The following is a 21,652-nucleotide window of genomic DNA, read 5'->3' on the forward strand; positions in this document are numbered from 1 at the left end:
TTTTTACGCCAGCCTTCAGAATTGACTCATAAACAGGGGGTCGTTGCGATTAATCACAGGTGATCTTCTGGCTATTCAGGCCATTGATTAGCCGTGATGTATGTCAGGATAGCGTATCACCGATTTTTCAGAGCGATTTCATGAAGACCTTTATTCTTGCCCTCTTACCGCTCATGCTGACGGGATGCACCATCACCAGACAGGCTCAGGTCAGCGAAGCCAGCAGCATTACCGGCGTGGTTCGTCTGACTTACAACCAGGCCATGCTACAAACAGCACGTACCGACGACTATGTTGCTCAGGGAACGGCGACAAAAGCATGTCAGCGCATGGGTTATGCCAGTGCAGTCGGATTTGGCCAGCCGGTTGCGACCTGCAGCGTTTATGCGGGTTCTCTGTGTTTGAATACCAAAATCACGCTGTCCTGGCAGTGTCACGGTGTTGCCGTACCACAAACTTCCACTTTCCATTATTAATCATTCCGACCAGCACATCTGCTGGTCATCTATTCTATTTTTATTTATATCATCAATTTAATAGCGTTAATGCGTTTTATTCCCATTCGCATTTTTAATAAATAAATTTATTATTTTACCTTTTGCAAATAATTAAATAACAAATTATAGTGGCGCCACGTCAATATATAATAACGTTCGTGGAGCAGAACCATGCTGAAAACAGAAATGATCGACAAACTGAATGAGCAAATGAATCTTGAATTATATTCATCCCTGCTCTACCAACAGATGAGTGCGTGGTGCAGCTATCACAGCTTCGAAGGTGCCGCCGCGTTTCTGCGTCGCCACGCCCAGGAAGAAATGACGCACATGCAGCGTCTGTTCGATTACCTGACGGATACCGGCAGCCTGCCGCGTATTAATACCGTTTCTTCACCGTTTGCAGAATATGCGTCCCTGGATGAGCTGTTCCGTGTAACCTATGAGCACGAACAATTGATCACGCAGAAAATTAATGAACTGGCGCATGCGGCAATGACCCACCAGGATTATCCGACCTTTAATTTCCTGCAATGGTATGTTGCTGAGCAGCATGAAGAAGAGAAGTTATTTAAATCTGTCATCGATAAGTTATCGCTGGCCGGTAAAAGTGGCGAAGGTCTTTATTTCATCGATAAAGAACTGGCAACCCTTGATACACAGAATTAATGTTGTTGGGTAACGGTGGCTGTTTGCCACCGTTATTCGAGAATCTTAGTGACGGCAGATCTTGCTTTCATGCGTAGAGAAGCCGTCTTCTTTGGCAATAAACTTCCCCTTCGCCGCTAAAAACGCGACCAGCTCACCCGCCGTCATGCCTTCTGCTGAACAGGTGTGAAAACGTGCCTGCTCACCAAAACGCGCGGTAATTGCCGCCTCAAGGCTGGCATGTGAATACTGCTCATCAGATTCAATCATCATGTTGAGCACCTCGTGACCGTGAATAGATTCCATACTACCTCCTCAATAAAGCCCGTAGCCTAATGTGAACCGTACAACGCTGCTTTGCGCTAACGCAGGTTTATGCGGGCAGAGAGCAGATAAATATCATTTTTAACACATCTTAAGCCCCAAACATCTGTAAACATTAATATACAGCATTTGTAACGGTGATTTGACGAAAATAGCGTTATGCCTTAACCTGCGCCGCAGATATAACCGTTGATTATCTCTGGGACAGAGGAAAGCGTGAAAAACAGAACCCTGGGTAGTATTTTTATCGTGGCGGGAACCACGATTGGTGCCGGTATGTTGGCAATGCCGCTGGCGGCGGCAGGCGTGGGGTTTAGCGTCACGCTGGTGTTGTTGGTTGGGTTATGGGCCCTGATGTGCTACACCGCGCTGTTGCTACTTGAAGTGTACCAGCATGTACCGGCAGACACCGGGCTTGGCACACTGGCAAAACGCTATCTGGGTCGATACGGGCAGTGGGTAACGGGCTTTAGCATGATGTTCTTGATGTATGCCCTGACCGCCGCCTACATCAGTGGTGCAGGCGAGCTGCTGGCCTCCAGCATCAGCGACTGGACCGGAACCAGCATCTCGCCCACCACAGGCGTATTGCTGTTCACCTTTGTTGCCGGTGGCGTGGTATGCGTCGGGACTTCACTGGTTGATTTATTCAATCGTCTGTTGTTCAGCGCCAAAATCATCTTCCTGGTGGTAATGCTCGCGCTGTTGATGCCGCATATTCATAAGGTGAACTTGCTTACCCTGCCGCTTCAACAAGGCCTGGCGCTTTCCGCGATCCCGGTTATTTTTACCTCATTTGGTTTTCACGGTAGCGTGCCCAGCATCGTCAGCTATATGAACGGCAACATCCGTAAACTGCGCTGGGTGTTTATCAGCGGTAGCGCCATCCCGTTAGTAGCCTATATTTTCTGGCAACTGGCCACGCTCGGTAGCATTAACTCGTCAACATTTATGGGACTTTTAGCCAATCACGCTGGCTTAAACGGTTTGTTACAGGCATTACGTGAAGTCGTGGCTTCGCCGCACGTCGAACTGGCTGTGCATCTGTTTGCCGATCTCGCACTGGCAACCTCTTTCCTCGGTGTCGCACTGGGGTTATTTGATTATCTGGCAGATCTCTTTCAACGCCGTAATACTGTGGCCGGCAGAATGCAAACTGGCGTCGTGACGTTCCTGCCACCGCTGGCATTTGCTCTTTTCTATCCGCGAGGTTTTGTCATGGCGCTGGGATATGCAGGCGTTGCTCTGGCCGTTTTGGCTCTGTTGATCCCCTCCATGCTGGCCTGGCGGAGCAGAAAGCACAATCCACAGGCAAACTACCGCGTAGTGGGTGGCACGCCAGCGCTGGCGCTGGTATTTATTTGCGGTATCGTGGTGATAGCAGTGCAGTTTTCTATTGCCGCAGGGCTGCTGCCTGAAGTTGGTTAACGGAGATTCTGCCTGATGGCGCTTCGCTTACCAGGCCTACCATTGACTCTGCCAGAAGCGCATTAAAGTAAAAGGGGCTTTCGCCCCTTTCTGTTAATGCAAACAGCACTGCTTATATTTCTTGCCGCTGCCACAGGGACAAGGGTCATTGCGCCCTACTTTGGCATCCACTTTCACCGGTACTTTGACTGGCGTTTCCTGAGGATGCGCCATCCAGTAAGCGTGCAGATCCAGAGCCGCCAGACGAATGGCATCGACGCTCGCTTCAAATGCCTCTGGCGTCAGTTTCTCTACCACCTCGAAGTTTTCTTCTGTCCCGTGTAGCGCAATAGCATCGAGAGCGGGTTTCAGTGAATCAGGTAGCGTTGACCAATCCGACAACGCGACGCCTCGCATATAACCAAAGCACCACTCTTCAACGATAGTCAGCTCATGCTCTTCAATTTCACGCAGGCCGAACAGCGGTTCAAACTGCTCCGGGAACTCATCCAGACGATCGGCCGTATCCGCCATATGCTGGAACGCCAGATTCATAAAACGCGCCATTTCTTTTTCGGAGGACCAGCGCGGAACATACTGTGCACCGCCCCAGATAGCGACCAGCCACTGCTCCGGCTCGATCTCATACGGTGAACTGAGCACCGCCGTCAGTAAGCCATCCAGCTCTGACACATCCAGAATAGACTTGTCCGTATTGTACTTAGTCAGCACATCATCCAGCCATTCCAGCTCGCTCTCGTTTAGTGGTCCCGTTTTCATAACGCTTTTCCTTAGTAAAAATTCTTGCCTGTGATTATCTTACATGGCTGGTGGGATAGCAGATCCAAATGGGCATGAGCGGCTTACAGGTACCGCCAATTCAGGTTAACAGGAAACGAGGGGAATTCCGGTAGTTAACGCACAAAAGGGAGCATCAGCCGCGGGGCATCATACGCGGAAAACAGAACAAAACCACCCGAAGGTGGTTTATTGTGGCTCAATACGGTTCAACGTTGCGGTATATCCCGTTTTCGCCACCGCGTTAAGTAGCGTATCGGTAGAAAATCCCTCCGGGACGATAGCCTCTGCCTGCCGGGTCTTGAGCGAAGATTTGGCTTTAATCACCCCATCAGTTTCACGTAACGCCTGATTGACCGAAATGACACATAACGAGCAGGTCATATTTTGGATATCCAGCACCACTTTCTGATTGGCAGCCTGAGTCCACAATGGCAACAGCAAACATGCGATTAACGTAATAATCTTCACTCAAACACCTCATAAAACCAGGCCACGATCGTGGGGTAAAACAACACGGGCAGAATCAGCGCCAACGCACACCAGTAAAGAACGCGCGCTTGCTTCAGGGACAGCCATCCGGAACACCATAGCTTTTTAGAAAAGTAGAGTCGCCAGAAAACGCGTAATAATAGCCCTAAGGACAGCAACATCAGAGGAACGCGCAGAAACTCAAACTGAGTGAACACGGCAAAGCTCGCCGCCGAAATACCAAACAGCAGATACAGCAGCGGTCCGACGCAACATAAGCCAGCCGTGACGGCAGCCGCGGCGGCCGTCAGCAGGGTCAATCCCGCCCCTTTAGCGTTGTTCTGTTGCGACATAGTGGTAAGAGAACGCTTTCGGGTCATAGAAATTGATGGGGTCACCGTCTACTTCAGCATAAGGATAACCAAAGTTGTTCATCGCTCCCTGCTCAGTAGCCGGGTACAGTTCAAAGTCACGACCATAGTTGAAGCCAACCCAGTTCATTTCCCAGTTGCCAAACAGATAGGTATTCACTGCCTGGACGTCCGCATCCTGATGCGTTTTTTTCTCCGCCAGACGCATTTTGGTCACATCGGCCGGATCGCATGGTAACCAACCGTAACCCGCCAGGTAGAACTCCGCACGGCAGTGCTGTCCCCCGCTAACATCAGCAACACCTGCACTGTCGGCTTTGCCAAATGCGCTTTTTGAGTAGCGCTCCAGCTTGTTTGCTTTCCCCAGACGAATCCCGAACAATTCACGTGCAGGAATGCCGCTGGCTCGGGCCAGGGCGACAAAAACAGAGCTCATGTCGGTGCATTTGCCCTTGAGCTTTCCGCTTTTCAAAATCTCCGCGACATCCCCGGTTCCGCAGCCGATAACGTCATTATCACGCTCCATATGACTGCTCACCCACTCGTATATCAGGCGAGCTTTTTTCAGCGGATCTTGTTCATTACCGGTAATTTTACGCGCCGTTTCCAGGACCTGCCCATCAATCGGTGTGTGCGTTGTTGGCAGCAGATACGGTTTTACATCCAGCGGATACGTAATCTGTTCCGGTGCTTGCCAGTTTTTTAGCGCGTCATGTTGCAGTGGTTCCCAATCGGCTGTCTCAATGTCGAGATCAACCTTGATCAGCAGTTCTCCCTGCGAGTCAGGCCAACTGGCAAACAACGTTTTCGCGCCATAAGCATTGTTGGTTGTGACGTACGCCTGTTTATAATTGCCGCTAAAAGCAAGATTCGTCATTTGCTGGAATGCGGTATCGACCGGCAAAGGGATCCACAACTTCACGACACCATTCGACCCCTTTGGTGGGTTGAGCTTATACGTTTGCGATAGCACAAAGCGCCGACGTGCCACAGGCACGATTGCAGGCTCAGCAGCCTGGACCGTGCGGCTAACAATCGAAGGGCCGACTATACCGGCGGCGGAAAGGAGAACGCTATTTTTGAGAAATTGTCGACGTTGCATTGCTGTCTGTCCATGTTATGAGAGTTGAGTGGCGGCTGAATAACAAACCGTAGGCGATCATCACAGCAGACAGACGCTTCCATAAAAAGGCGAGTCGATGGAGGTTATTCATCAATAACAGACCTGTTAACTGTGAATGAAATAAGAAACTACGTGGTCGCCATTAAGCCACTTACCGGCGAGAAAGTACAGTAATGGCGGCATGAAGATCCCTCATTCTCATTAAGGAAAGACCGCCGAAAACCTGTCTATATTTAAACGCAGGCACTTCCACATGTAGTCCTCCGCTTTCATGTTTCATACACTGAGGGGAAGTCAAAATGGCGATGAGAATACTGTCTATTGATGGCGGTGGCATCAGAGGCATCCTGCCAGGTATGCTATTAGTCGCACTGGAGAAAAAGTTACAAGAAAGAGCAAAAAAGCCAACAGCAAGAATCGCTGATTATTTCGATTTAGTTGCAGGCACCAGTACTGGTGCCATCCTCTGTTCTGCCTATGTGTGTCCCGACGCGACAGGAAACCCCAAATTTTCCGCACAGGAAGCCGTCAACTTCTATCTTCAGGACGGCGATGAGATTTTTGACGTCGGCATTTGGAAAAACATCACTTCATTAGGCGGTGTCAGTGATGAAAAATACTCGGCAACGGAACTGGAGCGAGTATTAAAAACAGCCTTCGGTGATACAAAACTGAGTGAATTATTAAAACCAACCTGCTTTGTTGCTTATGATGTCAGCAGTCGTCTTCCTGTGATCTTCAAACAACACTCTGCCGTAGCCAAAAAACGGGATTTTCTGGTCAGAGATGTTTTACGTGGTACCTCCGCGGCACCAACGTACTTCGAAGCAGCGCGTATTTACTCACTTCCCCCATTGCCGCAAAAGTATGTCCTGGTCGATGGTGGTGTCGTGGCGAACGATCCAGCACTGTGTGCCTATTCCGAGGCGATTAAGTTTTCAAACGTCGCTGGCATCAAAGACATGATCATTGTCTCTCTGGGTACCGGTAAAAAGCTGCAGGGTTATTCATATTCAGAGGTTAAAGACTGGGGACCCTTTGGCTGGGCGAAACCCGCTATCGATATCGCGCTCGAAGGCGGTCCGCAGATGACTGCCTACTATTTACAACAAATCGCCTCAACGGTAAAAAACGCAAAATATTACAGGCTTCAACCCGAATTATATGGTGCCGATCCAACGCTGGATAACGCATCGCGAGAGAATTTAGAACAGCTGCATAACGCAGGACTGCAAAATGCAGCGGAATTCGACAAGACGTTAAATGAAATTGCTGCATTGTTAGTTAGCAACGGCGGGATTTTTAACTTTCAGGGATAAAACAGCCCCTGAGAACAGAGAACTAAAACCTATCCTGGCAGACGTCATTGGCGCAAACAGTTTGAGCACTGCCCAGCGGCGAAATGGCAAGCAAAATAGCCCTGATGGGATAGGTTCTGAATCAAAATATATACACATGGGTGCCAAGTTTACGGGCTAATCCCTTCGCTCCCTCGCGCATTACCGTATCGTGGTTCCAGCGAAATACCGGCGCCGCCAGTGGGGCAAGTATATTCATCCAGCGAATCGTGGTTCGTACATTCCAGTCGTACCTGACAATCGTCTCCTTACCGGTATCAATAAAAGACCATACCCCGCGCCCTTCAACCTCGCCGCTGGCAGCACCTTCAAGAAGAGAGTACTGCATAATATTTAATACATTGATATCAAAGGTTAAACGATACGGAAGTACACCCTTCCAGGTGTAACGATGCAACGCTCCGCCCCCCTGTATATCGCCTTTCTTGATCTCAACAACACGCTCAAGGCTTCTCCACCATTCTGGCCACTGATCCGGGTGGGAGAAAACATCCCAGACATCCTGCAGTGAAGCCTCAACCCGCCAGACTGTGGAAAACTGATAGTCAGTCATCGCCTTCTCTCCCCTATGGGATGAAAAATCTGCGGCACCTGCCTGTGCTACGAACAGGCATAATCACCTGTGAGCTGTTTTTATTATAGTGCTTAATACACAGCCAGGCCCTCCAGAATCACCGCCTCAGCCGCCAGAAAATGGTTTTACCGCCCGGATTAGAGCGCCATTAAACGCTATACTTTAATAGCCACATTATTTATGAGTATTTATCATGAAACTGCCACGGGTATTTTCATGCGCCGTCCTTGCACTACTGCTGTTGACGTCTTCATCTGTTGCAGCCGGCACATTGCAACGTCAGGCTCAACGAGAGCAAGAATTGAGTGCTGCGTTAGCTGCCGGCAATGGCGTTATCGTGATTGGCGGCGCGGATGATTTTGCGTTTACGCTCAGAGCCCGTAGCCGGATCCACAGACCCTTTGCGATTGAGGATGGCATTAACGATCCCCTCATAATGAGCGGTTTTCAGAACCAGAACCCCGCCCGTGATGGGTTCATGAACAACCCGGCCCGGGGAGGGTTTATGCTGAGCACGCCTATTCGCCGATAAGCGAATGGGCTAAATCATGTTGGTGACTGGGCCGTTTTGGCGGTTTTGCTTTATTGGTGGGTATTGTGACGCACGCTATTAGCTGTCAGTAAGTTTCAGGCACAAAAAAACCACCCGTAGGTGGTTTCACGACACTGCTTATTGCTTTGATTATTCTGTTCTTTCCCATGGTACCCGGAGTGGGACTTGAACCCACACAGCGCGAACGCCGAGGGATTTTAAATCCCTTGTGTCTACCGATTCCACCATCCGGGCTCGGGAAGAAATTGGAGGCGCGTTCCGGAGTCGAACCGGACTAGACGGATTTGCAATCCGCTACATAACCGCTTTGCTAACGCGCCGAAATCTTCTGGCTTTACAGCCAAACATCCGCAAATGCCGATGTTTTAAATTTGGAGCGGGAAACGAGACTCGAACTCGCGACCCCGACCTTGGCAAGGTCGTGCTCTACCAACTGAGCTATTCCCGCATCACCAAGTAACTTTGTTAATCACTTGATTTTGTTATCGTCTGGCAATCAGTGCCGCCGTTCGATGCGTTGCATTCTACTTACCTGACGCAATGAGTCAACGATATTTTTCACCACTGACGATCGTTTGCTGAAATTTGCGGCGAAACGATCACTGATCAAGCAAATCTCCCCGTGCAGCGCTCAAATACTGGAACATTGACCATAAAGTCAGAATCGCGGCGACAAAGAAAAGTGCAATCCCGGCATACTCTACCCAGATATTTGGGCGCCACAGCAGCCATGCCAGCGCCGCCATTTGCGATGTCGTTTTGACTTTACCGATCCACGACACCGCCACGCTGCTACGCTTGCCAAGTTCTGCCATCCATTCACGCAGCGCTGAAATGATAATTTCACGCGCGATCATCGTGGCGGCAGGCAATGTCACCCACCAGCTGTGGTAGTGCTCCGTCACCAGCACCATCGCAATAGCCACCAGGACTTTATCTGCCACCGGATCGAGGAACGCCCCGAAACGTGTGCTTTGGTTCCAGCGGCGCGCCAGAAAACCGTCAAACCAGTCGGTAACGGCTGCGATACAGAAAATCAGCGCACAAACGAAGGGAGCCCAGGTGAATGGCAGATAAAACGCCAATACAAAGAATGGGATCAGAATGACGCGAAACAGCGTGAGCAATGTAGGGATATTAAATTGCATATGACGGATAACTATCTGTTGTCAGTGAAATTACCCCTATGTTGCTACAGAGGGCTTAATGTTTCAACGAGTAGAAGATCTTTTCTGCCAGAGCTTGCGAAATACCCGGCACTTTTGCAATTTCTTCGACACTGGCGTTACGAAGCCCTTGCAAACCCCCCATATATTTCAACAACATTTGTCGGCGCTTAGGGCCAACGCCTTCGATGGTTTCCAGCGTACTGGTGCTTTTCACCTTCGCCCGTTTTTTACGGTGTCCGCTGATGGCGTGATCGTGAGACTCATCGCGGATATGCTGAATAACGTGCAACGCAGGAGAGTCCGGCGGCAGGCTAAACCCCTCGCCTTCCGGTTCGAAGAACAGGGTTTCCAGGCCTGCTTTGCGATCTGCCCCTTTTGCCACACCCAGTAACAGAGGATGCTGTTTATCCCAGGGCACGTCCAGTTCAGCAAAAACAGCTTTCGCCTGCCCTAGCTGGCCTTTACCGCCGTCGATCAAAATAACATCCGGGATCTTACTTTCTTCTATTGCCTTACCGTAACGCCGACGCAGTACCTGGTTCATCGCCGCGTAATCATCACCCGGCGTAATACCCGTAATGTTATAGCGACGATACTCTGCGCGCAGCGGCCCGTTAGCGTCAAAAACCACGCAGGAGGCAACGGTCTGCTCGCCCATCGTGTGGCTAATGTCAAAACATTCCATGCGTTTCACCGCAGGCAGTTTCAGCACGGATGCCAGCGCCGTCAGACGTTGGGTAATAGTGGACTGCTGGGAAAGTTTGGTGGTTAACGCCGTAGCCGCATTGGTACGCGCCAGCTTCAAATATCGGGCGCGATCGCCTCGCGGTTTCGTCTGGACGTTAATCTTCCGCCCGGCCAGTTCAGACAAAGAGTCAGCCAACAGCGTCTTATCGCTAAGATTAAAATCAAGCAGGATCTCACCAGGCAAGGTACGCACCTGGCTACCCTGTAAATAGAACTGCCCAACGAAGGTTTCAACTACCTCGCCCAGCTCCGTTCCCCCTGGTACTTTAGGAAAATAGCTGCGACTGCCTAACACTTTACCCTGACGAATGAACAAGACGTGTACACAGGCCATTCCAGCATCAAATGCCACGCCGATAACATCCAGATCGTCGCCAGTATTGGAAACAAACTGTTTTTCAGTGACACGGCGAACCGCCTGAATTTGGTCGCGGATGCGTGCGGCCTCTTCAAACTCAAGGTTCTGGCTGGCCTTCTCCATCCGGGTTATCAGTTGCGTTAACACCTGATCGTCTTTGCCGGATAAAAACAGCCGTACATAGTCGACCTGCTGTGCGTACTCTTCTTCACTCACCAGACCGGCGACGCATGGCCCAAGGCAGCGGCCAATCTGATATTGCAAACACGGGCGTGAACGGTTGCGATAAACGCTATTTTCACACTGACGTATTGGGAAAATTTTCTGCAATAGCGCCAGCGTCTCGCGGACGGCATAACCGTTAGGGAACGGTCCAAAGTATTCACCTTTAGCATGCTTGGCGCCGCGATGCGTCGCCAGACGCGGATGGGTATCGCCACTGAGGAAAATAAAGGGATAGGATTTATCATCGCGCAGCAATACGTTATAGCGCGGCTGGTACAGCTTGATGTAATTGTGCTCAAGCAATAATGCTTCAGTTTCGGTGTGCGTCACCGTGACATCAATCTGCTGAATTTGTGCCACCAGCGCTTCGGTTTTACGCGACGCGAGATTGCTGCGGAAATAGCTGGAGAGCCGTTTTTTCAGGTCTTTCGCTTTACCGACATAGATAACCGTCCCGGCGGTATCGTACATACGATAGACGCCAGGCTGGCTGGTCACGGTTTTCAGAAACGCTTTAGCATCGAACTGTTCGGTCACAGGCTTGTTAATGTCTCCGCATTACACAGGCCATGGCGAATTGCCAGGTGAGTCAGCTCCACATCGCCATGAATGTTTAATTTACTGAACATTCGATAGCGGTAGCTGTTCACTGTTTTGGGACTAAGATTCAGTTGTTCTGAGATCTCATTGACCTTCTGGCCTTTGGTGATCATCAGCATAATCTGCAACTCGCGTTCAGACAAACTGGCAAACGGGGTTTCCGTTTTCTCTGGCTCAATCTGGCTAAGCGCCATTTGTTGCGCAATATCGGAAGCAATGTAGCGCTGCCCGGAAAAAACCGAACGAATCGCGCTCACGACTTCCTGAGGGGCGGCCCCCTTGCTGAGATAGCCCGCGGCTCCCGCCTGCATAACTTTTGCCGGCAATGGGTTTTCGGTATGAACAGTCAACATGATCACTTTAATGTCAGCCGAGGAACGCGCAATTTTGCGGGTTGCCTCCAGACCGCCAATACCGGGCATATTCATGTCCATCAGCACAACGTCGACGGCGTTAGTGCGGCACCATTTGACCGCATCTTCGCCGCAGCACGCCTCGCCGACAACTTTAATGCCTTTTATATCTTCCAGAATGCGTCGTATCCCTGCGCGCACCAGTTCGTGGTCATCAACAAGAAAAACGTTGATCAAAGGAATATCTCCAGAATAGGGATAACGCTACCGATAGTTAATCGGTCCTATGTTAACGGGTTTTATCTCAACTTTGAAATCTAAAAAACACCCGACTTTCGATTTTGCTCTCGTTTTTGGAAATTAGATTGTACGAACCGTGGAAACTTTCACGGTTGAAGGCTGTTTGCCCGCGCTTATATCTGCATAGCTGTTTCAGAATAGTGACAAAAAATTCATATTCTTACGCTGAATGCTAAATAGGAAGGTAAGCTTGTAACAATAATTAACGAGTAAAATACTCGGAATAAACAATGAATGGAGAAAATATATGCACTGCAACATCTTGTTTATTTTAATCTCATTGGGTTTTGTTTGTGCAAAAAACAACCTCAGATATTTTTAGCCGAGCTTATGGTATACTCCGCCGCCTTGACGTTTGCCATCGCACTTTTTCATTGAAACATAACGAGGAAAATAAATGAGTACGCCTGATTTTTCCACTGCTGAGAATAATCAAGAACTGGCTAATGAAGTCACCTGCCTGAAGGCCATGTTAACGCTGATGCTGCAGGCTATGGGACAAGCCGATGCAGGACGCGTGATTCTTAAAATGGAAAAACAGATCGCGCTGATTGAGGACGAAACACAGGCCGCGGTATTTACCAGCACTGTTAAACAAATTAAACAGGCCTATCGTCAGTGATAAGAAACCGGCTGACAGCGATGCTCTCAGCCGGTTTTGCGTCTGACACTCAGAACGACATTTTATTCAGATAAGCCCTGTTGCAGCGGCATAACAAGCAATCTGTGTTTTGTTTGGCGCGTTAAACTTCTTCTGCATATTCTTCTGATGAAAGTTAACGGTATTTTCAGAGATCGACAGAATCATTGCTATCTCGGAAGAGGTTTTCCCCTCAGCGGTCCATTTCAGAATCTCTTTTTCGCGCTTGCTAAAACGCATCTCCGGCGCCATGACCATGTCATCTTCCAGCCGCATAAGTACTGACAGACTTTCTCGTACCAGCAGTTGCATCCTGAGTTCGACTTCATCCTGGGCATAGCGGCCATTACGCACACTTGCGCGTGAAACGGACAAAAAGCCTAGCGCCCGATTTGGCAACATTAAGCATTGCGTCATCCCCTTGCGCAGACCGTGATTACGCGCGGCGTCCCACAGCGGTTGTGCGTCACGGAACAAGGCGTCATCCCACGGTAAGTGGCCCTGACTGAAGTTTTCGGGTTTCAGTACCGGATCGATAGCGAAATAATTTTCTGATTGGTAATGTGCGACCCATGCTTTGGGATACGTCGTATGAAGTACCGTTTTAGGTCGGGTAAAGGGTACGGGATGCCGGACACAGAGCGCATAAAAATCGAACTCTAAGTGCTGCGTCTGAAGTTGTAATTCGTTATAGACATCCTCTGCCGCCGCCATTTCCTGAAAGCGTAACAGCATGCTCCGTCGCCAGGTGAAGAAATCATGATCCTGCATACTAAGTGGTAATGCCCCTGAGATTGATAATCATCCAAATGTACGAAACAAGCTAACACATAAATGTATTTTATATATGCAAATTATCGGACAAATAAGAAATTACTTGAGTGTAATGTAACAGCCCACAATGCTGACAGGATGAAGCAATAATAATAAAGCAGTAATTATAAATAGTTATGCAACAAGCACTCACCAAAAAAACTATTTCGATGAGTGCTCTCTGACCTTTTATTGCATCAGGAATTTTTCAAGAAACTGACGGGTTCGCGGTTGCTGCGGATGCGTGAATAATGATTTTGCAGGCCCCTGCTCCACTATCTTGCCCTGATCCATAAATATCGCCCGGTCAGCAACGTCACGCGCAAAACTCATTTCGTGCGTCACAATGACCATGGTGCGCTTTTCCTGCGCCAGTTGACGAATAGTATTAAGCACTTCGCCAACCAGTTCCGGGTCAAGCGCGGAGGTCGGTTCATCAAAAAGAATAACTTCCGGACGCATAGCCAGCGCCCGGGCAATAGCGACACGCTGCTGCTGACCGCCGGATAACCGCCGTGGATAGCTGCTCTCTTTACCCGCAAGCCCAACCTTTGCCAGAAGTTCACGCGCGCGCGCTGTCGCTTCCGCCTTCGGTTCGCCCTTCACAATTACCGGACCTTCAATAATGTTTTCCAGTACTGTGCGATGTGGAAATAAATTAAAGTTCTGGAACACAAACCCCACATGCTGGCGCAACTGGCGAATCTGTCCTTTCTGCTGGCTTAAGGAACGCGCGGTATCAATGGTAATATCTCCAACCTTGATGGTGCCCGCCTCCGGTTGTTCCAGCAAATTTATACTGCGCAGCAGCGTGGTTTTACCTGAACCGCTCGGCCCGATAATCGCCACGACTTCACCAGGCTTAACGTCCAGATCAATGCCGTGCAGTACCGTTTGCCCGTGAAATTTTTTCACCAGGTTTCTGACTTCAATAGTACTCATTTCGGATCTCTCTCCTGGCGGTTGAGCTGTTCTTCAAAATAGTTCTGCAGCGCAGAAAGCACCGTCGCCATGACCCAGTAAATCAGCGAGGCCGCCAGATACATGGTAAACACTTCCAGCGTGCGTGAAGTAATCAGCTGCGCCTGGCGGAACAGTTCCGGTACCTGGATGGTCGCGGCCAGTGATGTGTCTTTCACCAGACTGATAAAGCTGTTGCTCAGCGGTGGAAGCGCAACCCGCGCAGCCTGCGGCAGGATCGCCCTGCGCATCGTCTGCCACGGTGTCATACCGATACTCGCCCCGGCTTCCCACTGACCTTTATCAATGGAGGAGATGGCCGCACGCAGCGTTTCTGCCGCGTAAGCCGCAGTATTCAGCGACAGACCGATCATAGCTGCCGGGATCGGGTCCAGCTCAATACCAAACTGCGGCAGACCGTAGTAGATCATAAACAGTTGGGCAATTAACGGCGTACCGCGAAAGATAGAGATATAAAAGCGCGCCAGCCAGCGCACAGGCAACAGTGACGATAAACGCATTAGCGCCAGGATGAACCCCAGCACCAGGCCAAAAAACATCCCGCCGATACTCAGTTGGAGCGTAAATACCGCCCCTTTCAGCAGATACGGCAGCGAATCAATGACCAGTTGGATACTTTCTTGCATTAGTGTTTTTCTACCTGGTTGTCATACATGTGGATGGTAGGCAAACAACGCAGGTGCCCCACCGGTATGAATAAAGAGGATTGGCCCTTCATCTTTAAAGCGTTTCTGGCTGATACCGTCAATCAGGCCTGCCATCGCTTTACCGGTATACACCGGATCCAACAAAATGCCTTCCAGACGCGCCAACAGTTTCACCGCCTCCATGCCTTCTTCATTTGGCGTACCGTAACCCGGCGCAAAGTAATCATCCCACAGTAAAATATCTGCCGCCGCAGTCAGCTCCAGCTCACTGGCAATGGCCTGCTGCAGCGCAACGACTTTTGGTTTTTGGTCAGCAACACTGCGCGAAACGGTGACACCGATAAGCTCAACGTTCGGCATCAATTGTTCCAGTCCTACCGCCAACCCGGCGTGCGTTCCTGCACTGCCCGACGCCACCACGACGGATGAAAGTTCTACGGCCCCTTCACACTGCTGAGCAATTTCCAGCGCGCTTTCGACATAACCCAATGCACCCAACGCGTTAGAACCGCCAACCGGGATCACATACGGGCGGAACCCCTGCGCTTCAACCCGCGTCGCCAGTTCCTGAAGCTGCGCATTCGGGTCGGTCAGCGCATCACACATTTCAATCTGGGTATTGAACAGATCCAGCAGCAGGCGGTTACCGTTACTGAGATAATTTTCCGCAGTCGTGCCTATTGGGTTTTCTAACAGCGCCACACAGTGAAGCCCCAGCTTCGCCGCGACCGCCGCCGTCTGACGCACGTGGTTCGACTGGATAGCCCCTGCGGTGATCAATGTGTCTGCGCCTTCACGCAGCGCGTCCGCCGCCAGAAACTCCAGTTTGCGCAGTTTATTGCCGCCCATCGCCATCGGCGTGACGTCATCGCGTTTAATAAAAATATCGCGGCCGAGATAATCAGAGAAACGCGGGAGATATTCGAGCGGCGTGGGCGCGCCAATAAATTCCAGACGGGGAAAGCGCGTTAAGTTATGCAGTGGCATAGAGCCTCCGGTGTTTACTCATCATCTTGTGGGCAACAAGCAGCCCAAAAGCCTGAGAGTAGAAGTTGTTGTGATGTTCTTTTTATTATGCACGTTCAGGCGCAATGGAATAAAAAAAGGCGCTGTTAAAGGCGCCTTTTTTATCCGGATGATGATTATTTCGTCACATCCGCTCCAAACCATTTTTCGGACAGGGCTTTTAGCGTGCCGTCTTTTTGCATATCGGCAATGGCTGCATCCACGGCTTTCAGCAGATCTTCATTGCCTTTACGCAGCGCCACACCAGATTCCTGGCGGGAGAAAGCTTCACCAGTCACGGCCAGTGTGTCTTTGGTTTTCTTCACCAGATCCAACGCTGCCAGACGGTCAACCAGAATGGCATCGATACGGCCTACGCGCAGATCCTGATATTTGGTCGGATCATCATCATAGGTACGAATATCTACGCCCTGCACGTTCTGACGCAGCCACTCTTCATAGTTGGTTCCCAGACCAACGCCGACTTTTTTACCTTTTAGATCGGCAGCAGTCTTAATAACGCCTTCGTTACCTTTCTTCACCAGCGCCTGGATACCAGAAACCGTATACGGGGTAGAGAAATCGTATTTTTTCTTCCGTTCGTCAGAGATGGTTACCTGGTTTATCACCACATCGATACGTTTGGAATCTAACGACGCCAGCATGCCGTCCCATTTGGTCGGCTTGAGCGAGGCTTTCACACCCAGATGTTTAGCCAGCTCCTCGGCAAATTCCACTTCAAAACCGGTCAGTTTGCCATCGTCACCCTGGAAACTAAACGGGGGATAAGTCCCTTCAAGCCCCACCAGCAGCGTGCCGCGCTCTTTCACTTTATTTAACAGACCTTCGTCCGCAAATGTTTTTGCGCTCATACCCGCGACAAGTGCAACAGCCATTACACCCATCAGCGCCTGACGTCCCAGAAGTGCTAATTTCATAGTTACCCCGAATATTGTCATTAGTGACCATCATTTATGACCGAAGTGTAGAACGTTCGCCGTAATTCACAAACACGACTCTGTTACACCTTATTCGTTTTTAATATATATCAGAACTGGCTGTCCAGGCGGATTTCTGCATATGCCCCATATGTGTATGGGCTTTAAACTGCTCATACTTACGTAGCGCAATGCGGTAATTATTGGTGCTGGTTTCTGGCAGCCACGGGGCGAGGTTTTCGTCGAGGAACCCTTCCTGCAGCAGGTCATGAGAAATTTTTTGTTCGGTCAGATGATTGCCGAGACGACGCAGGCGAACAACATATTCGCGCACCGTGCCGTGGCTCATTTCGGTTTGCTCAAACAAAAATTGTTTAAAGCCGATGATGTCAAAGAAGTCGCTTTGCTCTTTGCAATGCAAATCACCGCAGAAACGGCATAACGCCACCCACTCTTTTTTCTCCTGCGCCCATTCAGCATCATCAAGCAGCGTGTCCAGGCGGGAGATGGCTATCTTATTCACAATCTGCCCGCGACGAACCAGCGTGATCCTGTCAAGCAACTTAAAGCAATGGGCGCAATGCGTCTGGCTGTGTTTGAAATCTTTGAGGTAGCGGCTTAGTGGCCGTCTTTTTGATTGCTGCACCGTCATGAGAACTCCTGGTAGTCAATACGTTATGCGGCATTGTTCAGGGGCAAAGATTACCCCTTATAGCTTACCCAGCTTGGTGCGTAGACGTTTGATAGCCTGGCTGTGCAACTGACTGACCCGTGATTCGCCCACTTCCAGAACAGCACCAATCTCTTTCAGATTCAGCTCTTCCTGATAGTACAGCGTCAATACCAGCTTCTCGCGCTCCGGCAATGCATCAATCGCATCCATCACGCGCTGACGGAGGTTCCCCTCAAGAAGCTGTTGTAACGGGTTTTCTTGCTGATGTTCTTCTGTCACCAGCTCAATACTATCGCCATGCTCTTCCCGCCACTCGTCGTAGGAGAAGAGTTGGCTATTATTGGTATCAAGCAACATCTGACGATACTCTTGTACAGGGATCCCCAGACGCTCCGCCACTTCAGTTTCCGTCGCGTTACGCCCTAATTCCTGCTCCAGTTGCCCCATCGCCTGTGCCACTTCGCGGGCATTGCGCCGAACGCTACGCGGCACCCAGTCCCGGCTGCGTAGTTCATCCAGCATAGCCCCACGAATACGCTGCACTGCGTAAGTGGTAAATGCCGTTCCTTGCAAAGCGTCATATCGGTCAACTGCATTCAATAACCCGATGCCGCCCGCTTGTAGCAGGTCATCCAGTTCCACGCTCGCCGGCAAGCGCACCTGAAGGCGCAATGCTTCGTGACGCACCAACGGTACATAACGCTGCCACAGCGAGTGTTTATCCATTACACCTTCAGCGGTATACAGTGAATTCACGATAAACAGCCCTGCGTTAAATGAGTTATCGGCATGATTATCCGTTTCTGCAGGGGTTTTAATCGGGTGAATAGTGGGTGAAATGGGGGGTTATTTGGGGGTTACGGGTAAAGCGGAATGTAAAAAACCCCGCCGGAGCGGGGTTTGCGCGATAAGTGTAAATTAACGCAGCAGAGACAGGACGTTCTGCGTGGTCTGGTTGGCCTGCGCCAGAACAGAAGTACCCGCCTGTTGCAGAATGTTTGCACGAGACATGTTGGACACTTCGGTCGCGTAGTCAGCATCTTCGATACGGCTACGGGCTTCAGACAGGTTGTTTACGGTGTTACCCAGGTTAGTGATGGTAGAGTTGAAACGGTTCTGTACCGCACCCAGGTCGGAACGCAGGTCAGCAACTTTCGCCAGAGCCGCGTCGATTTTAGCCAGCGGGCTTTCAGTTTTGGTGGTAGCCACTTCGTTCAGCGCTGCACCAGATTTGAAGTCGTGACCTTTAACGCTGGAAGCTAGGTACTGTTTGGTACCAACAGTTGCCACTTCAGTTTTACCGTTCACACCACCAAACTGAATCGCTGCCTTCTGGGGAGCGCCATTCGTGTCAGTGTAATCAACAGTTTTAGCTGTCACTTTACCTGTTTTATCGTCGTAATCTGCTGCATAGTAGTTTGCTCCCACTTTCAGGGCATAACCACCATCGATTGCTTTCCCATTTTTATCTTCAAAAGACATTTTTACCAGTGTAGTGTTAGCGCCTGTTGCAGTAGCAACACCACCTGTAACCAGTTGCCCTGCAGCCGCAGTGGTATCAACTGGTTTTGCAACCTGTACGTTGCCTACAGTATTCGTATCTGCTTTAGTAAGAGTCGTTTCTTTTTCACCAATAGTGATTGCACCAGCACTTGTTACCGTCGCTTTATAAAGACCATCACCACTAGTACCTGTGGAGCCAGTGATATTTACATAGTAATTTCCATCTTTAAACTCAATTGTGCCAGTACCACCTTTAGTTGCGGCTGCACCAGTGGCGGCTTCTAACTGTGATGCTGTCGGTGCCGTAATAGCCTGAGTTGGCGTTGCATCTTGGTAACCCTTAGTTACAGCAGTTGCTTTAGTTGTATAAGCATCCTGCACGCTCAGGCTATCCAGACCCAGGGTTTTGGAGTTGATTTCTTTCAGGTTGATATCGATGGTTTCGCCATCGTTGGCACCGACCTGGATGGTCAGGGTGTTGTCTTTCGCCAGTACTTTCACGCCGTTGAACTGGGTCTGGCCGGATACGCGGTCGATTTCGTTCAGACGCTGAGTGATTTCAGCCTGGATGGAGTCGAGGTCAGACTGGGAGTTGGTACCAGTAGAAGACTGAACCGCCAGTTCACGAACACGCTGCAGGTTGTTGTTGATCTCAGACAGAGAACCTTCAGTGGTCTGTGCGATGGAGATACCATCGTTGGCGTTACGGGACGCCTGAGTCAGACCTTTGATGTTAGAGGTGAAACGGTTTGCAATCGCCTGACCTGCAGCATCGTCTTTCGCGCTGTTGATACGCAGACCGGAAGACAGACGCTCGATAGCGGAGCTCAGAGAAGACTGAGATTTGTTCAGGTTGTTCTGGGTCAACAGCGACAGGCTGTTTGTATTGATGACTTGTGCCATGATCTTTTCCTTATCAATTACAACTTGATGTTATTGGGCTGTTGCCCACGGTTTCTGACCGTAACCCATGTATCGGCACCTTAAATTCGAACTTTAGAAAATTTTTACTTTCCGCCCATTTTTTTCTTAGCCCCGGAAATACCCGCTTTAATTACCACTATTCCGCGCATTATTTTTGCAAAACTATTATTAAACTTTGCGCGCAGATTGCCGATATAGCGGTTAACTACTGTTTGCAATCACAAGGAATTAGGCATGCCTTCATTTACATCACTGGGCGTTGGCTCGAACTTACCACTGGACACATTGCTGACAAACTTAACCACTGCTGAGAAAAAGCGCTTAACGCCCATTACCCAGCAGCAGAGCGCTAACACCTCGCGTCTGACCGCGTACGGTACGCTGAAAAGTGCATTAGAAAAATTTCAAACGGCGAATACCGCACTGAACAATGCCGACCTGTTTAAAAGCACCACGGCAACCAGCAGCACAGAAGACTTAAAGGTCAGTACAACCGCCGGTGCTGCTCCCGGTAAATATACCGTCAGCGTGTCCAAACTGGCACAAGCACAGTCGCTATCAACCACGTCCAAAATTACCTCTACCAAAGAACAGTTGGGCGATACCAGTGTTGATGAACGCACCATAACGATTTCACAACCGGGTCGTAAAGAACCCCTGGAAATCAAGTTAGGCAAAGGCGAAACCTCTCTGGAGGATATTCGTGACGCCATTAACGATGCGGACAGCGGTATTTCGGCAAGTCTGGTAAAGGTTAAGGAAGACGATTATCAGTTAGTGTTAACCGCTGAAAGCGGCACTGAAAGCGAAATGACCATCTCAGTCTCGAATGATTCGAAACTGAGCGATTTACTGTCCTATGACAGCAAAGCGGGCAGCGGCAAAATGAAGCAACTGGTCGGTGCGCAAAATGCGCAACTGACCGTCAACGGCATTGATATTGAACGTCAAAGCAATACCGTAACTGACGCACCGCAGGGCATCACGCTGCAACTGACCAAAGAAGTCAAAGATGCCTCTATCACGGTAACAAAAAGTGATGAAAAGGCCACAACGGCAATTAAAGCCTGGGTGGAAGCCTATAACTCACTGGTCGATACCTTTGGTACGCTGACTAAATATAAAGAAGTTGAACCGGGTGAAGCGGCCAGTGCAGATAACGGCGCGTTACTGGGCGACAGTGTTCTCCGTACCATTCAAAACGGTATTCGTGCGCCATTTGCTAACAGCGGCAGCGAGTCCCCGTTTAAAACCATGTCTGAGATTGGCATTACTCAGGATGGCGGCACTGGCAAGTTAAAAATTGATGAAGAAAAACTGGCTAAGGCACTGAAAGATAACACAGCAGCGACCCGTGAACTGTTGGTGGGTGACGGCAAAGAAACCGGTATTACCACCAAGATTGCCACCGAAGTAAAAAGCTATCTGGCCGATGACGGTATTATCGACAATGCGCAAGACAATATTAACGCCAACCTGAAACTGCTGACTAAGCAGTATCTGACCGTGAGTAACAGCATTGATGAAGTCGTGGCTCGCTATAAAGCACAGTTTACCCAACTCGATTCCATGATGAGTAAGCTGAACAGCACCAGTACCTATCTGGGCCAACAATTTTCAGCGATGAATAATTCCTGATAACACGAGGTAAG

25 protein-coding genes, 3 tRNA genes and 1 pseudogene are annotated in these 21,652 nt (G+C 49.9%); 9 read left to right on the forward strand and 20 right to left on the reverse strand.

Annotation, left to right across the window (positions count from 1 at the left end; translation table 11 throughout):
• Positions 1-140 precede the first annotated feature (140 nt).
• Complete coding sequence (yecR, locus tag AL515_RS15015; RefSeq protein ID WP_048211338.1) at positions 141-476, forward strand: YecR family lipoprotein; 336 nt, start codon at positions 141-143, stop codon at positions 474-476.
• Between the two features lie 192 nt (positions 477-668).
• Complete coding sequence (gene ftnA / locus AL515_RS15020) at positions 669-1,166, forward strand: non-heme ferritin (protein WP_005127719.1); 498 nt, start codon at positions 669-671, stop codon at positions 1,164-1,166.
• Between the two features lie 45 nt (positions 1,167-1,211).
• Here the strand turns inward: ftnA and AL515_RS15025 are convergent, their stop codons facing one another.
• The gene (locus AL515_RS15025; protein ID WP_061068095.1) at positions 1,212-1,451 is read right to left on the reverse strand and encodes a YecH family metal-binding protein; all 240 of its coding nucleotides are present in this window, start codon (positions 1,449-1,451) and stop codon (positions 1,212-1,214) included.
• Between the two features lie 234 nt (positions 1,452-1,685).
• Here AL515_RS15025 and tyrP point away from each other — a divergent pair, with 234 nt between their 5' ends.
• A complete protein-coding gene (gene tyrP / locus AL515_RS15030; protein WP_061068096.1) occupies positions 1,686-2,897 on the forward strand; it encodes a tyrosine transporter TyrP in 1,212 nt (403 codons plus the stop codon).
• Positions 2,898-2,990: 93 nt separating this feature from the next.
• On the opposite strand, the gene AL515_RS15035 is transcribed toward tyrP, so the two are convergent.
• From AL515_RS15035 to AL515_RS15050, 4 genes are all read right to left on the reverse strand, one after another.
• Positions 2,991-3,656, reverse strand: a complete 666-nt coding sequence (locus tag AL515_RS15035) for a YecA/YgfB family protein (protein WP_048211335.1) — start codon at positions 3,654-3,656, stop codon at positions 2,991-2,993.
• A 207-nt stretch (positions 3,657-3,863) separates the two neighbouring features.
• Entirely contained in the window at positions 3,864-4,145 is a 282-nt protein-coding gene (locus AL515_RS15040; RefSeq protein WP_048211334.1) for a heavy-metal-associated domain-containing protein, read from the reverse strand.
• Positions 4,142-4,498: a mercuric transporter MerT family protein gene (locus AL515_RS15045; protein ID WP_048211333.1), complete on the reverse strand. Its 357-nt coding sequence runs from the start codon at positions 4,496-4,498 to the stop codon at positions 4,142-4,144. Before AL515_RS15045 ends, AL515_RS15040 begins: the two co-directional genes overlap by 4 nt.
• The gene (locus tag AL515_RS15050) at positions 4,476-5,618 is read right to left on the reverse strand and encodes a transglutaminase-like domain-containing protein (protein ID WP_061068097.1); all 1,143 of its coding nucleotides are present in this window, start codon (positions 5,616-5,618) and stop codon (positions 4,476-4,478) included. The genes AL515_RS15045 and AL515_RS15050 overlap by 23 nt, the downstream gene beginning before the upstream one ends.
• A gap of 320 nt (positions 5,619-5,938) precedes the next feature.
• Between AL515_RS15050 and AL515_RS15055 the strand changes: the two genes are divergently transcribed.
• Positions 5,939-6,958 carry a patatin-like phospholipase family protein gene (locus AL515_RS15055; protein ID WP_061068098.1) on the forward strand — a complete coding sequence of 340 codons (1,020 nt, stop codon included), beginning with the start codon at positions 5,939-5,941 and terminating at the stop codon, positions 6,956-6,958.
• Between the two features lie 121 nt (positions 6,959-7,079).
• On the opposite strand, the gene AL515_RS15060 is transcribed toward AL515_RS15055, so the two are convergent.
• Complete coding sequence (locus AL515_RS15060; RefSeq protein WP_061068099.1) at positions 7,080-7,550, reverse strand: SRPBCC family protein; 471 nt, start codon at positions 7,548-7,550, stop codon at positions 7,080-7,082.
• A gap of 214 nt (positions 7,551-7,764) precedes the next feature.
• On the opposite strand from AL515_RS15060, the gene AL515_RS15065 reads away from it, so the two are divergent.
• Entirely contained in the window at positions 7,765-8,103 is a 339-nt protein-coding gene (locus AL515_RS15065) for a hypothetical protein (protein ID WP_061068100.1), read from the forward strand.
• Positions 8,104-8,271: 168 nt separating this feature from the next.
• Here the strand turns inward: AL515_RS15065 and AL515_RS15070 are convergent.
• The 6 genes from AL515_RS15070 to uvrY all read right to left on the reverse strand — a co-directional run bounded on the left by AL515_RS15070 (position 8,272) and on the right by uvrY (position 11,813).
• Positions 8,272-8,358, reverse strand: a tRNA-Leu gene (locus AL515_RS15070).
• Positions 8,359-8,370: 12 nt separating this feature from the next.
• A tRNA-Cys gene (locus AL515_RS15075) sits at positions 8,371-8,444 on the reverse strand.
• Between the two features lie 52 nt (positions 8,445-8,496).
• Positions 8,497-8,572 (reverse strand) — tRNA-Gly (locus AL515_RS15080).
• 151 nt (positions 8,573-8,723) lie between these two features.
• Complete coding sequence (gene pgsA / locus AL515_RS15085; RefSeq protein ID WP_003030490.1) at positions 8,724-9,272, reverse strand: CDP-diacylglycerol--glycerol-3-phosphate 3-phosphatidyltransferase; 549 nt, start codon at positions 9,270-9,272, stop codon at positions 8,724-8,726.
• Positions 9,273-9,327: 55 nt separating this feature from the next.
• Positions 9,328-11,160 carry an excinuclease ABC subunit UvrC gene (uvrC, locus tag AL515_RS15090; RefSeq protein WP_061068101.1) on the reverse strand — a complete coding sequence of 611 codons (1,833 nt, stop codon included), beginning with the start codon at positions 11,158-11,160 and terminating at the stop codon, positions 9,328-9,330.
• Entirely contained in the window at positions 11,157-11,813 is a 657-nt protein-coding gene (uvrY, locus tag AL515_RS15095; RefSeq protein WP_048211324.1) for a UvrY/SirA/GacA family response regulator transcription factor, read from the reverse strand. Before uvrY ends, uvrC begins: the two co-directional genes overlap by 4 nt.
• 297 nt (positions 11,814-12,110) lie before the next feature.
• On the opposite strand from uvrY, the pseudogene AL515_RS24140 reads away from it, so the two are divergent.
• The 3 genes and pseudogenes from AL515_RS24140 to AL515_RS15105 all read left to right on the forward strand — a co-directional run.
• A pseudogene (locus AL515_RS24140) lies at positions 12,111-12,212 on the forward strand (hypothetical protein); the annotation flags it as partial.
• On the forward strand, positions 12,164-12,277 hold the full coding sequence (locus AL515_RS15100; protein WP_101743137.1) for a hypothetical protein: 114 nt from the start codon (positions 12,164-12,166) through the stop codon (positions 12,275-12,277). The pseudogene AL515_RS24140 and the gene AL515_RS15100, both read left to right, overlap by 49 nt.
• Positions 12,274-12,498: a DUF2594 family protein gene (locus AL515_RS15105; protein WP_005127733.1), complete on the forward strand. Its 225-nt coding sequence runs from the start codon at positions 12,274-12,276 to the stop codon at positions 12,496-12,498. The genes AL515_RS15100 and AL515_RS15105 overlap by 4 nt, the downstream gene beginning before the upstream one ends.
• Positions 12,499-12,564: 66 nt before the next feature.
• On the opposite strand, the gene sdiA is transcribed toward AL515_RS15105, so the two are convergent.
• From sdiA to AL515_RS15145, 8 genes are all read right to left on the reverse strand, one after another.
• Entirely contained in the window at positions 12,565-13,287 is a 723-nt protein-coding gene (sdiA, locus tag AL515_RS15110; RefSeq protein WP_048211322.1) for a transcriptional regulator SdiA, read from the reverse strand.
• A gap of 231 nt (positions 13,288-13,518) precedes the next feature.
• A complete protein-coding gene (tcyN, locus tag AL515_RS15115; protein ID WP_005127735.1) occupies positions 13,519-14,271 on the reverse strand; it encodes an L-cystine ABC transporter ATP-binding protein TcyN in 753 nt (250 codons plus the stop codon).
• Positions 14,268-14,936 (reverse strand): cystine ABC transporter permease, encoded by a 669-nt coding sequence (tcyL, locus tag AL515_RS15120; protein ID WP_061068102.1) that lies wholly within the window; start codon positions 14,934-14,936, stop codon positions 14,268-14,270. Before tcyL ends, tcyN begins: the two co-directional genes overlap by 4 nt.
• Positions 14,937-14,957: 21 nt before the next feature.
• Positions 14,958-15,944 (reverse strand): D-cysteine desulfhydrase, encoded by a 987-nt coding sequence (gene dcyD / locus AL515_RS15125; RefSeq protein ID WP_061068103.1) that lies wholly within the window; start codon positions 15,942-15,944, stop codon positions 14,958-14,960.
• Positions 15,945-16,099: 155 nt separating this feature from the next.
• Positions 16,100-16,900 carry a cystine ABC transporter substrate-binding protein gene (tcyJ, locus tag AL515_RS15130; protein WP_005127738.1) on the reverse strand — a complete coding sequence of 267 codons (801 nt, stop codon included), beginning with the start codon at positions 16,898-16,900 and terminating at the stop codon, positions 16,100-16,102.
• 100 nt (positions 16,901-17,000) lie between these two features.
• The gene (gene fliZ, locus AL515_RS15135) at positions 17,001-17,552 is read right to left on the reverse strand and encodes a flagella biosynthesis regulatory protein FliZ (RefSeq protein ID WP_040232441.1); all 552 of its coding nucleotides are present in this window, start codon (positions 17,550-17,552) and stop codon (positions 17,001-17,003) included.
• Positions 17,553-17,609: 57 nt separating this feature from the next.
• On the reverse strand, positions 17,610-18,329 hold the full coding sequence (gene fliA, locus AL515_RS15140; RefSeq protein ID WP_005127740.1) for an RNA polymerase sigma factor FliA: 720 nt from the start codon (positions 18,327-18,329) through the stop codon (positions 17,610-17,612).
• A 162-nt stretch (positions 18,330-18,491) separates the two neighbouring features.
• Positions 18,492-19,979, reverse strand: coding sequence for a FliC/FljB family flagellin (locus tag AL515_RS15145; protein ID WP_061068104.1), 1,488 nt, complete (start codon positions 19,977-19,979; stop codon positions 18,492-18,494).
• 255 nt (positions 19,980-20,234) lie between these two features.
• Between AL515_RS15145 and fliD the strand changes: the two genes are divergently transcribed.
• Entirely contained in the window at positions 20,235-21,638 is a 1,404-nt protein-coding gene (gene fliD, locus AL515_RS15155; RefSeq protein WP_048211317.1) for a flagellar filament capping protein FliD, read from the forward strand.
• The last annotated feature ends 14 nt before the right edge of the window (positions 21,639-21,652 follow it).

The organism is Citrobacter sp. FDAARGOS_156 (assembly GCF_001559235.2).
In the GTDB taxonomy this organism is placed as follows: Bacteria; Pseudomonadota; Gammaproteobacteria; order Enterobacterales; family Enterobacteriaceae; genus Citrobacter; species Citrobacter youngae.